This window comes from Pseudomonas palmensis, from assembly GCF_017848315.1.
GTDB lineage: Bacteria > Pseudomonadota > Gammaproteobacteria > Pseudomonadales > Pseudomonadaceae > Aquipseudomonas > Aquipseudomonas palmensis.
On the sequence record NZ_JAFKEC010000028.1, the window covers coordinates 53,585 to 66,910 of the forward strand.

Annotated in this window: 8 protein-coding genes; all 8 read left to right on the forward strand. The window is 64.3% G+C overall.

What is annotated here, in order from left to right:
• The first annotated feature begins 102 nt into the window (after nucleotides 1–102).
• The 8 genes from JZZ72_RS15985 (at nucleotide 103) to JZZ72_RS16020 (ending at nucleotide 13,166) form a co-directional block, all read left to right on the forward strand.
• Entirely contained in the window at nucleotides 103–1,785 is a 1,683-nt protein-coding gene (locus JZZ72_RS15985) for a fatty acid--CoA ligase (RefSeq protein ID WP_054916228.1), read from the forward strand.
• Nucleotides 1,786–2,122: 337 nt separating this feature from the next.
• On the forward strand, nucleotides 2,123–4,006 hold the full coding sequence (locus tag JZZ72_RS15990; RefSeq protein WP_088515274.1) for a DUF1302 domain-containing protein: 1,884 nt from the start codon (nucleotides 2,123–2,125) through the stop codon (nucleotides 4,004–4,006).
• A 25-nt stretch (nucleotides 4,007–4,031) separates the two neighbouring features.
• Nucleotides 4,032–5,396 carry a DUF1329 domain-containing protein gene (locus JZZ72_RS15995; protein ID WP_043864362.1) on the forward strand — a complete coding sequence of 455 codons (1,365 nt, stop codon included), beginning with the start codon at nucleotides 4,032–4,034 and terminating at the stop codon, nucleotides 5,394–5,396.
• A gap of 252 nt (nucleotides 5,397–5,648) precedes the next feature.
• Nucleotides 5,649–8,369: a LuxR C-terminal-related transcriptional regulator gene (locus JZZ72_RS16000; RefSeq protein WP_210014693.1), complete on the forward strand. Its 2,721-nt coding sequence runs from the start codon at nucleotides 5,649–5,651 to the stop codon at nucleotides 8,367–8,369.
• Nucleotides 8,370–8,620: 251 nt separating this feature from the next.
• A complete protein-coding gene (locus JZZ72_RS16005; protein ID WP_043864364.1) occupies nucleotides 8,621–10,228 on the forward strand; it encodes a tetratricopeptide repeat-containing response regulator in 1,608 nt (535 codons plus the stop codon).
• Complete coding sequence (locus JZZ72_RS16010) at nucleotides 10,225–10,917, forward strand: sensor histidine kinase (RefSeq protein WP_054916226.1); 693 nt, start codon at nucleotides 10,225–10,227, stop codon at nucleotides 10,915–10,917. The genes JZZ72_RS16005 and JZZ72_RS16010 overlap by 4 nt, the downstream gene beginning before the upstream one ends.
• A gap of 156 nt (nucleotides 10,918–11,073) precedes the next feature.
• Nucleotides 11,074–12,381 carry a carbohydrate porin gene (locus JZZ72_RS16015; RefSeq protein WP_210014694.1) on the forward strand — a complete coding sequence of 436 codons (1,308 nt, stop codon included), beginning with the start codon at nucleotides 11,074–11,076 and terminating at the stop codon, nucleotides 12,379–12,381.
• 278 nt (nucleotides 12,382–12,659) lie between these two features.
• Nucleotides 12,660–13,166, forward strand: a complete 507-nt coding sequence (locus JZZ72_RS16020) for a GNAT family N-acetyltransferase (RefSeq protein ID WP_054916224.1) — start codon at nucleotides 12,660–12,662, stop codon at nucleotides 13,164–13,166.
• The last annotated feature ends 160 nt before the right edge of the window (nucleotides 13,167–13,326 follow it).

Here is a 13,326-nt window from a genome sequence, read left to right on the forward strand (position 1 = left end):
TGCGGGCGCGCAAATCATTCCTTTGGCTGATTTGAGCGCCCCCGTCCCGTTCTAGAGTAAGCGCCGTATTGCCATGCCTGCGTACTCGAAAAAGGGACTCCCATGCTGCAAACCAGGATTATCGCCCCCGCTGCGGGCGCTTACGAATACCCGCTGCTGATCAAGCGCCTGCTGATGTCGGGCAGCCGCTACGAGAAAACCCGCGAGATCGTGTACCGCGATCAGCTGCGCTACAACTATCTGACCCTGAGCGAGCGCATCGCGCGCCTGGCCAACGTGCTCACCGCAGCCGGGGTCAAGGCCGGCGACACCGTGGCGGTGATGGACTGGGACAGCCATCGCTACCTGGAGTGCATGTTCGCCATCCCGATGATCGGCGCGGTGGCCCACACCATCAACGTGCGCCTGTCGCCCGAGCAGATCCTCTACACCATGAACCACGCCGAAGACCGCTTCGTACTGGTCAACAGCGATTTCATCGGGCTGTATCAGTCCATCGCGCCGCAACTGACCACGGTCGAGAAGACCCTGCTGCTCACCGACGGCCCCGACAAGCATGCCGAACTGCCGAACCTGGTGGGCGAGTACGAGCACTTGCTGGCCGGCGCGGCCACCACCTACGACTTCCCCGACTTCGACGAGAACTCGGTGGCCACCACCTTCTACACCACCGGTACCACCGGCAACCCCAAGGGGGTGTATTTCACCCACCGCCAGCTGGTGCTGCACACCCTGGGCGTGGCTACCGTGACCGGCAGCATCGACAGCATCCGCCTGCTGGGCACCGATGATGTGTACATGCCCATCACCCCGATGTTCCACGTGCACGCCTGGGGCATCCCCTACGTGGCCACCATGCTCGGGCTCAAGCAGGTCTACCCGGGGCGCTACGAGCCGGAGATGCTGTGTCAGCTGTGGCGGGACGAAAAGGTCACCTTCTCGCACTGCGTACCGACCATCCTGCAGATGCTGCTCAACGCCAAGGGCGCGCAGGGCCAGGATTTCGGCGGCTGGAAGATCATCATCGGCGGCAGCTCGCTCAACCGCGCCCTGTATGAGTCGGCCAAGGCCCAGGGCATCCAGCTCACGGCGGCCTATGGCATGTCGGAAACCTGCCCGCTGGTGGCCTGTGCCCACCTCAACGAAGAGCTGCTGGCCGGCAGCGACGACGAATGCATCAGCTATCGCATCAAGGCCGGCGTGCCGGTGCCGCTGGTGGAGGCCGCGGTGATGGATGCCGAAGGCGGCTTCCTGCCGGCTGACGGCGAGTCCCAGGGCGAACTGGTGCTACGCGCGCCGTGGCTGAGCATGGGGTATTTCCGCGAACCGGAGAAAGGCGCCGAGCTGTGGCAGGGCGGCTGGCTGCACACCGGGGATGTGGCGACCATCGACAGCATGGGCGTGGTCGATATCCGCGATCGCATCAAGGACGTGATCAAGACCGGCGGGGAGTGGGTGTCGTCGCTGGCCCTCGAAGACCTCGTCAGCCGCCACCCCTCGGTGCGCGAAGTGGCGGTGGTGGGTGTACCCGATCCGCAGTGGGGCGAGCGTCCGTTTGCCCTGCTGGTGGTGCGTGACGGCACCAGCATCGACGCCCGCGAGCTCAAGGAGCACCTCAAGCCCTACGTGGAGCTGGGCATGATCAACAAGTGGGCAATCCCCAGCCAGATCGCCCTTGTTACCGAAATTCCCAAGACCAGCGTGGGCAAGCTGGACAAGAAGCGCATCCGCGTCGACATCAGCCACTGGCAGGCCAGCAACAGCGCATTTCTGTCCACCCTCTGAAGGCGGGCCGGTCGCGCCCTGGCGGGTGCGACCCTTGCGCCAGACACCTGCGCGCCTTGTCAAAGCGAAAAAATAGGCCATCCTTGCCGCTGCCCGCGCAGTTGGCGAGCGAATCAGCTCTTTGGGTGTAGTACCAACGTGCAAATCACACTTTAGAGGGATCAAGCACAGGTACCTGCTGGCTATAGTCGGGTCAGGGGATTTTTAGGGACGGGGGCCCGCGCAAATGACTGCGCACTGCCACGTTGGTCGACCAGCAGGCGTATTCACGTCGGTCGTTCGATGCGTTTCTCAAAGGACTCACTGCCATAAAAATAAAGTACATGGAGTAGCGTCGATGACATCAGTAAATCTGTTCTGGCGCCGGGCGAAATTGCCATTGGCCGTCAGCCTCGCTTCTACGCTCGCCGGCCCTGCATTCGGCGTCAGTTTCAACATCGGTGAAATCGAAGGTCAGTTCGACTCGTCGCTGTCCGTGGGGGCCAGCTGGTCGACGGCCAAGCCGAACCAGAACCTGATCGGCGTCAACAACGGCGGCAAGGGTCTGTCGCAGACCTCCGACGACGGCCACCTGAACTTCAAGCGCGGCGAGACCTTCTCGAAGATCTTCAAGGGCATCCACGACCTGGAGCTCAAGTACGGCGACACCGGCGTGTTCGTGCGTGGCAAGTACTGGTACGACTTCGAACTCAAGGACGAACACCGCCAGTTCAAGGACATCAGCGACTCCAACCGCAAAGAGGGCGCCAAGTCGTCCGGTGCCGAGCTGCTCGACGCCTTCGTCTACCACAACTACTCGATTGGCGAACTGCCGGGTTCGGTGCGTTTCGGCAAGCAGGTGGTGAGCTGGGGTGAAAGTACCTTCATCGGTGGTGGCATCAACTCGATCAACCCCATCGACGTTTCCGCGTTCCGCCGCCCGGGTGCAGAGATCAAGGAAGGCCTGATCCCGGTCAACATGTTCTACATCTCCCAGAGCCTGACCGACAACCTGTCGGCCGAAGCCTTCTACCAGCTGGAATGGGACCAGACCGTCGTCGACAACTGCGGCACCTTCTTCTCCCAGCCGGACATCATCGCCGACGGTTGCACCGACAACCTGCGCGTATTGTCCAGCAGCCGCACCATGACCCCGGCACAGATCGCCGGCCTGGCCAACTTCGGCGTGGACGTGAACGAGGAAGGCATCAAGGTGGCGCGCGGCCCCGACCGCGATGCCCGTGACAGCGGCCAGTTCGGTGTTGCCCTGCGCTACATGTTCGAACCGCTCAATACCGAGTTCGGCGCCTACGCCATGAACTACCACAGCCGTGCGCCGATCTTCAGCGCCACGGGGGCTTCTGCACAGGCCTACGCCATTGCCGGCATGGTCGACCCGCGCACCGGCGCCGCCATCGTGGCGGGCAACTCCAAGTACTTCGTCGAGTATCCCGAAGACATCCGCCTGTACGGCCTGAGCTTCTCCACCACCCTGCCTACCGGCACCGCGTGGAGCGGTGAAATCAGCTACCGGCCGAACGCACCGGTGCAGCTGAACACCACCGACATCCTGTACGCCGGGGTCACCCAGCTGGGCGGCACGTTCGGCAATGCCTCGCTGCTCAAGGGCCAGGCCGATACCGACCTGCACGGCTACAAGCGCAAGGAAATCACCCAGTTCCAGACCACCCTGACGCACTTCTTCGACCAGGTGATGGGCGCCAGCCGCATGACCGTGGTAGGTGAAGTGGGCGTGACCCACGTGGGCGGCCTGGAAAGCGCCGACAAGCTGCGCTACGGCCGCGATCCGGTGTATGGCCCTGGCCCGCTGCCGGATACCTTCGGCCTCAACACCTGCACGGACATCCTCAACGCCGGCACCATCGGTGGCGCCGCGCCTGGCGGTGGTTCCTCCGCCAACCGCAGCCGCAAATGCGAAAAGGACGGCTACACCACCAGCACCTCGTGGGGCTACCGTGGCCGCGTGATCTGGGACTACAACGATGTGTTCGCCGGGGTCAACCTCAAGCCGAGCGTGGCCTGGTCGCATGACGTGTCCGGCTACTCGCCAGGCCCGGGCGGCAACTTCGAGGAAGGGCGCAAGGCGGTCAGCCTGGGCCTGGACGCCGAATACCAGAACACCTACACCGCGAGCCTGTCGTACACCAACTTCTTCGATGGCAAGTACACCACCGTGGATGACCGCGACTTCATCGCCCTCAGCTTCGGCGTGAACTTCTAAGCACTGATCCGGGAAGACCAAGATCATGAAAGCAACCAAGAGTCTGTTGAAAATCGGTGTGCTGAGCCTGTCGCTGCTCGCCACCGGCGTGATGGCGGCGGTGTCCGCCGACGAAGCCGCCAAGCTGGGCACCAGCCTGACCCCGATGGGCGCCGAGAAGGCCGGCAATGCCGACGGTTCGATCACCGCCTGGCAGCCCCTGAGCACCACGGCCGGTTCGGTCGATGCCAAGGGCTTCCTGTCCGACCCGTACGGCAACGACAAGCCCAAGTTCACCATCACCGCGCAGAACGTCGACCAGTACAAAGACAAGCTGTCCCCTGGCCAGTTGGCCATGTTCAAGCGCTATCCGGACACCTTCAAGCTGCCGGTGTACCCGACCCAGCGTGGCTCCACGGTGCCGGACTCGGTGTTCGCCGCCATCAAGAAGAACGCCACCACCACCAACCTGGTAGCTGGCGGCAACGGGCTGGAGAACTTCCAGATCGCGATTCCGTTCCCGATCCCGAAAAGCGGTGTGGAGGTGATCTGGAACCACATCACCCGCTACCGTGGCGGTGGCGTCACGCGTGTGGTGAACCAGGCCACGCCGCAGCAGAACGGCAGCTACAGCATGGTGAAGCTCGAGGAACAGTTCATGTTCCGCGATCGCCTGAAGGATTTCGATCCGGCCAACCCTGGCAACGTGCTGTTCTACTTCAAGCAGAAAGTGACCGCCCCGCCGCGCCTGGCCGGTACCGTGCTGCTGGTTCACGAGACCCTCGACCAGGTCAAGGAGCCGCGCAAGGCCTGGATGTACAACGCTGGCCAGCGCCGCGTGCGCCAGGCCCCGCAAGTGTCGTATGACGGCCCGGGTACCGCCGCTGACGGCCTGCGTACCTCCGACAACCTGGACATGTTCAACGGTGCGCCGGACCGCTACGACTGGAAGCTGGAAGGCAAGAAGGAGATGTACATTGCCTCCAACAGCTACAAGCTCGATTCGACGAGCCTCAAGTATGCCGACATCATCAAGCCGGGGCATATCAACCAGGACCTGACCCGTTACGAGCTGCGTCGCGTGTGGCATGTGGTGGGCACCCTGAAGCCGGGCCAGCGGCATATCTATGCCAAGCGTGACTTCTACATCGACGAAGACACCTGGCAAGCGGCCGTGATCGACCAGTACGACGGCCGCGGCCAGCTGTGGCGGGTATCCGAGGCACATGCCCAGGACTACTACAACAAGCAGGTGCCGTGGTACACCCTGGAAGCCATCTACGACCTGCAGTCGGGCCGTTACCTGGCGCTGGGCATGAAGAACGAAGAGCAGAAGGCCTACAACTTCGACTTCACTGCCAGCAAGGCCGACTTCCAGCCGGCAGCGCTGCGCCAGGATGGTGTGCGCTGAGTTAGAACCTCCTCCGTGTGATCCCCAGAACGCCCCGGCTTGCCCGGGGCGTTTCTGTGTGTGGCCCGACAACAGGCCGTGAGGGGCAATGCGGGATGAAGTGCACGCAATGCCGCGCTTCGTGAGTTTTTGTCGCTTTTTGTTGTAGTCTTTTTTCCGACCTCTGCGCCAATCATCTTCAAATGTGCCGTTTAAAGCGCTAGTCTCGGCGGGTCTGTTCTGCCGAAGACTTCCAACTAAAACGAGCCGGCCATGACTGATCTGTCGCGTATGCAAGGGTTCGCCAGCCAGGCCATCAGCGCTGTGGAGGGCCGCTTCTACCGTCCACCACTGCCCGAGGGGCACGTGCCGCGCCCGCGGCTATGCCAGCGCCTGCACGCCGGCCTTAGCGGTCGACTGCTGCTGGTTTCGGCGCCCGCCGGTTTCGGCAAGAGCTCGCTGGCCGTGGAGTTCTGCCAGAGCCTGCCCGCCTCGTGGGGCAGCCTGTGGCTGGGGCTGAGCCAGCGCGACAGCGACCCCGGGCGCTTTCTGGAACGCCTGCTCGAAGGGCTGCAGCAGTTCTGCCCGGACCTGGGCAACCAGGCCCAGGGCCTGCTCAAGATGCGCCAGCGGCACCAGCCTTTTGCCTTCGAGGAGTGGCTCGACAGCCTGCTCGACGAACTGGCCCTGCACCTGCACCCGCAGAACCCGCTGCTGCTGGTGCTCGATGACTACCATCTGGCCCAGGGCCCGGTGCTCGACCGCTGCCTGCAGTTCTTCCTCAATCATTTGCCGCCTGGCCTGGTGCTGCTGGTCACCAGCCGCCAGCGTCCCGACTGGCACCTGGCGCGCCTGCGCCTGTCGCAGCAGTTGCTCGAACTCACCGAACAGGACCTGCGCCTGAGCCCCGAGGAATCCCTGGCCGTGCTCGACCAGCACCCCACCACGCTGCGTGGCCAGGCCCTGGACAACCTGATTCAACGCAGCGATGGCTGGGTCGCCGGCCTGCGCTTCTGGCTGCTGGCCGCCTCCGAGGCGGGGGTCGACAGCGCCTTGCCCCACGCCCTGCATGGCGGCGAGGGGCTGATCCGCGACTACCTGCTCGAAGAAGTCATCGACTGCCTGCCGCCCGAGGTGCAGGCGTTTCTCTACGACACCGCCTGCCAGGAGCGTTTTTGCGCCGACCTGTGCGATGCCCTGCGCGAAAGCCACGACAGCGCGCAGATACTGCGTTACCTGAAGGCACACCAGGTGTTTCTGGTACCGCTGGACGAGCAGGGTCAATGGCTGCGTTATCACCACCTGTTCTCCGACCTGCTGCGCACCCGCCAGGCCAGCCAGCCGCTGGCCAGCCTGCACCTGCGCGCGTGCCGCTGGTTCCACGCCCAGGGCCTGCTCGACGAGGCGGTGGAGCAGGCCCTGCGCGCCGGTCACCTGGACGTGGCGGCCAACCTGGTGCAGAACCTGTCCGAAGAGCAACTGCTGGCCGAACAGAACGTCGGCATGCTGCTGCGCTGGAAGATGGACCTGCCCGACAGCCTGCTGATCAGCACCCCGCGCCTGATCGTGCTGTACAGCTGGGCGCTGGGGCTGGCCTGCCAGCTGGATGCGGCCGAGGAACTGGTCAGCCACCTCAGCCGGTTCCTGCCGGCGCCTTCGGCCACGGCGCAGAAGTCCATGCTGGCGCAATGGCTGGCCCTGAGCGGAATCATCGCCCGCGGTCGCGGCGATCGTCTGAAAACCCGCTCGTACTGCCAGCAGGCGCTGCGCAGCCTGCCCACCAAGCGCTACGGCCAGCGCCTGATGTGCCTGTCCACGTTGTCCAACCTGGCCATCGCCGAGGGCGATTTCTGGCACGCCCGTGGCTGGAACCGCGAGGCGCTGGAGCTGGCACGGCGGGTCGGCAACCCGTTGTTCGAGGCCCTGGCCCACTACGATCGCGCGCGGGTGCTGCATGCCCGTGGCGAGGTCCTGCGTTCGATGGAGGAGGTGCGCCACGGCCTGCAACGCCTGCAAGGGCTGTCGGCCCAGCGCCTGTACGCGGCGCGTGCGCGCCTGGCGCTGTACGAAGGCTACCTGCTGGTCGCCGGGCTGCAGCCCCAGGAAGGGCGTGCGCGCTTGCGCGCCGGGCTGGTGGAAGCGCGTGCCTGTCGCGACATCAGCGTGCTGATCGGGCATTGTGTGCTGGCCACCCTGGACGGACGCGAGGGGCGTTTTACCGAGGCCTTCTGCGAGCTGGCCGAGGCCGAGCGCCTGATGCATATCTGGGACGTGCCGCCGGTGTTCTACCTGGCCATGATCACCCTGGTCAAATGCGAGCTGTGGCTGGCCCAGGGGCGCATGGACCTGGCCGAATCCTGGCTGCTGCGTCTGGGCCAGACCTACGGTGGCGAACGTGCCGCCGCCGCACCGGAGTTCCACCCGCTGCTGCCTTTGCACATCGAACTGCAGCAGGCCCTGCTGGAACAGGCCCAGGGGCGTACCGCACAGGCCGCACAACGCCTGCAGGCGCTGACCGAGCACGGGCGCAGCAATGGCGGCCAGCTGCTCGGCACCACCGCGGTGTGTCAGCATATCGGCCTGTTGCTGGCGAGCGGTGCTGCAGAGGCGGCCGTGGTGTTGCTGCCCCAGGCCCTGGAGGCCGCGCAGGGGGGCGTGCTGCAACCCTTCCAGCGGCTGCTGGAAGATCACCCCGAGTGGATACGCGAGCAGTTGCTGGCCCAGCCGGCGGGGCCGGTGCAGGCGCGCCTGCTGGCGCTGTTGCCGGTGGTTGATACCCCGCCGGCCCCCGGGGCGGGCACCGAGGCCCTGAGTGCGCGAGAGATGTCGGTGCTCAAGCTGATCGCGCTGGGGTGTTCCAACCAGCAGATCAGCGAGCAACTGTTCATTTCGTTGCACACCGTCAAGACCCACGCCAGCCACATCAACAGCAAGCTCGGCGTCGAGCGCCGCACCCAGGCGGTCGCCCGGGCCAAGGCGCTGGGCCTGTTGTAGCACGGCAGTCGGCCAAGTATGATGGCATCGCGCCATCACACTTGGCGCGTTGGCTTCGTGCCGCATGCTTGCGGCGCCTCAAGCAAAGTGCACGTGCTGCCGATAGCCTTTCCGAGGCCTGCAGCCGTTGACGTTGCTTGCCAAGCAGCATGCGCTGGCGATGATCGTCGCGCTGCTTGCGTCCTGAAGCCGAGCCTGTCCCTGTAGGCGCCTTGGCGCCGCTCTTCTTTCTTCCAAGTCAGGTTTTGTGGATGTTGGTGTATAGCCAAAAAAGTTTTCTGATCGTCGATGACTTCACCGACTTCCGCACGTCCGTGCGTTCGATGTTGCGGGAAATGGGTATCCGCGACGTCGATACTGCCGAGAGCGGCGAGACGGCGATTCGCATGTGCGGGCAGAAGCGCTATGACTTCATCCTGCACGACTTCCACCTGGGCGACGGCAAGAAGAACGGCCAGCAGGTGCTGGAAGACCTGATGATCGACAAGCTGATCAGCCACGAGGCGATCTTTGTCATGGTGACGGCCGAGAGCAGCCAGGCGGTGGTGCTCAGTGCCCTGGAGCACGAGCCGGACGCCTACCTGACCAAACCCTTCAACCGCCTGGGGCTGACCCAGCGCCTGGACAAGCTGGTACAGCGCAAGACCCTGCTCAAGCCTATCTTGCAGGCGCTGGACCGTGGCCGACCGGCCGAAGTGCTGCTGGCCTGCGACAACCTGTGCAAGCAGGACCCGCGCTTTGCGCCGCTGTGCCTGCGCTACCGTGCCGACGCCCTGGGCGCCCTCAACCGGCATGAAGAGCTGGAGCGCTTTCTTAAGGCGATCCTGGCCAACCGCCCTACGCCATGGGCATACGCGGCGCTGGGCAAGCTGCTGTTCAAGCGCGGCCAGGCCGTCCAGGCCAAGGAAATCTACGAACAGGCGATCAAGGCGTTTTCGATGATGCCCGGCCTGTACGACGGCTTGGCCGACGTGCTGGCTGCCGCAGGTGAAACCCGCCGTGCCCAGTCGGTGCTCGAAGAGGCCGTACGCCTGTCGCCGCTGGCGGTCCGCCGGCAGATGCAACTGGGCAAGCTGGCCCTGGGCAACGCCGACTTCGACACCTCGTCGCGGGCCTATCGCCAGGCCGTGAGCCAGGGCCAGAATTCGCGTTTCAAAGACCCTGAAAGCAACCTGGGCCTGGCCCAGGCGCTGATCCAGAAGAACGTGGGCAACGGCCTGGATGCACGCACACGGGTGGAGCTGAACCAGGTGCTGGGCGATGTGGCCAAGGAGTACACCGACGACCAGGGCCTGCAGGTACGTGCGCGCTTGATCAAGGCCACCGGCCTGGCGCAGGCGGGCGATGCCGAGACGGCCGCCAAGCTCACCGAGGCGGCGGTTGCGCGGCTGGAGAACATGGACCAGTTCTTCTCGGCCGAAACCGCCCTGGCAGTGGCTGCGCAGTTGCAGCAACTGGGTCAGGAGGCGGCGGGCACGGCCATCCTCAAGAACTGCGTGGAAGTCTACGGTGACGACGCGAGCGTGATGCAGAGCATCGCCAAGCTGACTGACGACCCGACGATTCTAGGCGCCGGCAACGAAGCCGTCGACCTCAACCGCCAGGGCGTGCGCAGCTATCAGGCCGGCAAGGTCGGCGAGGCGCTGGAGCAGTTCCGTCGCGCGCTGGCGTTGCAGCCCAAGAACATCAGCATTGCGCTGAACACTGCCCAGGCGCTGCTGCGCATGGCCGGGGAAAACCCCTCGAGCGCCGCGCTGGAGGAATGCCGCGCGTGCCTGGCCAAGGTGGCGGGCATTCCCAATACCGATCCGCGCTACGAGCGCTATCGAAAACTGCGTATCCGGGCGGTGGGCTCATGAGCAACGATTCCCAGGGGCTGGATTTTTCCACGGTGATCGCCTCCACCGTACACGACATGAAGAACTCCCTGGCGATGCTGATGCAGGCGCACAGCCAGTGGCTGTCGCGCCTGCCGGCCGCCCAGGCGCAAGGCCCGGAGCAGGCGGTGGTGGAGCACGAGTTCGCGCACCTCAACGGCATGCTCGTGCAGCTGCTGGGGCTGTACAAACTCGGGGTCAATCAGTTGCCCATGTGCCCCGACTACCATGACCTGGACGACTTCATCGGCGGCCTGCTGGCGTCCAATCAGCCGATCATCGACAGCCGCGAGATCATTGCGCGCTACGAGATCGATGCCTTCAACCCGCTGGGCTTCTTCGACCGCGAGCTGGTCGGTTCGGTGATCTCCAACGTGATCAACAACGCCATCCGCTATGCCGGGCACGCCTTGCTGGTCACGGTGGCGGAGCAGGGCGAGCAACTGGTGCTGAGCATCAATGACGACGGCCCGGGTTATCCACAGGGCATGATCGACCGTCAGGCCGACTACGTGCAGGGCATCAACCTGCACACCGGCAGCACCGGGTTGGGCCTGTACTTCGCTGAACGCATTGCTGCGCTGCACGAGCGCAACGGTGTGCGCGGGCGCATCGAGATCGCCAATGGCGGTGCCCTGGGCGGCGGCCTGTTCCAGCTGTACCTGCCCTGAGCCAGCCGCCGGTCGGCCAGGGCGTTGCACCAAAGTCTACAAATTAAACGGTTAGTACATAAAATCCCGTAACATAGGCCATCTGCATTTCTTGTGTCCCGGTTCGCGCCTTCGTCGCTGACCGGGTGGTGATCTATTGTCTTTCGGGAGGGCCGTTTGAGCCTCTTTTCGCGTTTTCCGTTCAGCCCCCTCGCGTTTGCCGTGGGCCTTTCTTCCAGCCTGCTGGCGTTTGCGGTGCAGGCCGATGCATTCGACAACCTTGTCGACAGCCCGACCCTGACCGGCGACTGGGGCGGCAGCCGCTCACGCCTGGAGGCGAGCGGCGTCAAGCTCACCGGCGAATATGTGTCGGAAACCATGGGCCTGGTCAGCGGTGGCCTCAAGCACGGTGCGCGCTATGCGCAGCAGGTCCGCCTGGGCGCGACCTTCGACCTCGAGACATTGCTGGGCGAGGCGGATGCAGGCACGGTCCAGCTGACGATCAATGATCGGCGCGGCAACAGCGCCTCGCAAGACCTGGTGGGCAACCGGCTGCCGGTGCAGGAAATCTACGGCGGGCTGTACACGCGCCTGAGCGAACTGAGCTATGCGCGCAGCCTGTTCACCGACGACCTGAACGTCAAGCTCGGCTGGATGGCCATGGGCAATGACTTCGGCGGCATGGGCATCCTCACCAACTTCGTCAACGCAGGTTTCTGCGCGCACCCGCTGAGCATGTCCGGTGGCAGTGGCTGGGGCAACTACCCCACCGCGCACTGGGGCATGGAGCTGAAATACCGCATCAGCCCCGAGTGGACGGTGCAGACCGCCTGGTTCAACGTGAACCCCGAGACCAACAGCGCCTCGTCCAAGGCCTTCGACCTGACCTCCAGCGGCACCACCGGGGCCATCCTGCCGGTGGAGCTGATTTACAACAACCTGGCTACCTATGATGGGCAGTACAAGTTCGGCTGGTATTACGACACCTCCGACACTGCGCGCATCGGCCAGCCCGACAGCAAGGCGGCGGGGCGTCACGGTGCCTATGTCCTGGTCGATCAGATGGTATGGCGTTCGGATTCGACCCGGGGGCGCAGCGTACGCCTGTTCGCGCAGGCCACCGACACCGACACGGCCACTTCGCCGTTCTCGCACTGGTACGCGGCCGGAGCGGTGCTGAGCCGACCGTTCGCTTCGCGCGAGCATGACAACGTGGGGTTGGCGTACGGCCGTGCGGTGTTCAACTCGCGCAGCCGCGATGTCCAGATCGCCAACCTGGAGCGCGGTGGCGACCTGGCCCAGGCGCAGAGTGTCAGCAACCTGGACATGGGCGAGCAGTTGCTGGAACTGAGCTACACCGCCCAGGTAACCCGCTGGCTGACGGTGCGCCCGAGCGTGCAGTACGTGATGGAGCCGGGTGCATTTTCCGGCAAGGACACCCAGGACGCGTTGCTGGCCGGCGTACAGGTGAAGGTGCAGTTCTGATGGAGTGAGCGCGATGCGCTTGTTCGCCTGGAGGCTGACCCCTGCACAGGACTGTAGGAGCCAGCCTTGCTGGCGAAGAGGGCTGCATGACATCATCCCGCGCCCAGATCGCCCAGGATGGCCTCGCCTTCATGCTTCGCACTGCACTGCTTGCCCTCGCTCTGTTGTCCTTCCCGAGTCGAACCGGTTCAGCGTCTACTCGCAGGGCGAATGGGTTGAGTTGTGACGCGAATCGTGGCTGACTGCGCGCTCTTTTTCATCGAGCCCCTGCCGTAGCCATGAGTGAACTCACCGTCGAACTGATCCCGACCGGCCCTGAACACATCGAGCTGATCCGCAACCTCTACCAGTTCTATGCCTACGAGTCCTCGGACTGGGAGCAGGAAGACGTCGAGGTGGACGGCCGTTTCTACATCCACGACGAACACCTGGCCCGCTACTGGCAGGAGCCGCAGTGGAGCGCCAACCTGATTCTGGTCGATGGCTACATCGCCGGCTTCCTGCTGGTCGAGCGCAGCGAACTGGCAGGGCTGGACGCACAGGAGCTGGCCGACCTGTTCATTCTCAAGCGCTACCGGCGCAAGGGCATCGGCCAGGCATTGGCTACCCAGGTGCTGATGAGTGGGGAAGGGGACTGGCTGGTGCGCTTCTATGACCAGGATGAAACCTCACAGGCGTTCTGGCGCAGCGTGCTCGACAACCTGCCACGGCCGGTGCAGGCCATCGAACTGGATGACGAGGGCGAGTTGCTGAGCTTTTTGATTACGCGGGCGGTCATGCATTGAAAGGGCCGGCTACCAGCGGCAAGCCTCACCAGACTTCATGGGGCTGGGCCCTGTAGTTTTTTTCGATGCGCTCGACCAGCAAGGGCGCGCTGATTAATCCTCGGGTGGGGTACTTCTGCTCTTGCGAGCTGAATGCCCTGTCCGGTCGATACTCTTCGTC

What these genes read in the sequence shown, in the direction of transcription:
- JZZ72_RS16000 (WP_210014693.1), top strand. Translation starts at nt 5,649, where the DNA reads ATGACTGATCTGTCGCGTATGCAAGGGTTCGCCAGCCAGGCCATCAGC.
- JZZ72_RS16020 (WP_054916224.1), top strand. Translation starts at nt 12,660, where the DNA reads ATGAGTGAACTCACCGTCGAACTGATCCCGACCGGCCCTGAACACATC.
- JZZ72_RS15990 (WP_088515274.1), top strand. Translation starts at nt 2,123, where the DNA reads ATGACATCAGTAAATCTGTTCTGGCGCCGGGCGAAATTGCCATTGGCC.
- JZZ72_RS16005 (WP_043864364.1), top strand. Translation starts at nt 8,621, where the DNA reads ATGTTGGTGTATAGCCAAAAAAGTTTTCTGATCGTCGATGACTTCACC.
- JZZ72_RS15995 (WP_043864362.1), top strand. Translation starts at nt 4,032, where the DNA reads ATGAAAGCAACCAAGAGTCTGTTGAAAATCGGTGTGCTGAGCCTGTCG.
- JZZ72_RS15985 (WP_054916228.1), top strand. Translation starts at nt 103, where the DNA reads ATGCTGCAAACCAGGATTATCGCCCCCGCTGCGGGCGCTTACGAATAC.
- JZZ72_RS16010 (WP_054916226.1), top strand. Translation starts at nt 10,225, where the DNA reads ATGAGCAACGATTCCCAGGGGCTGGATTTTTCCACGGTGATCGCCTCC.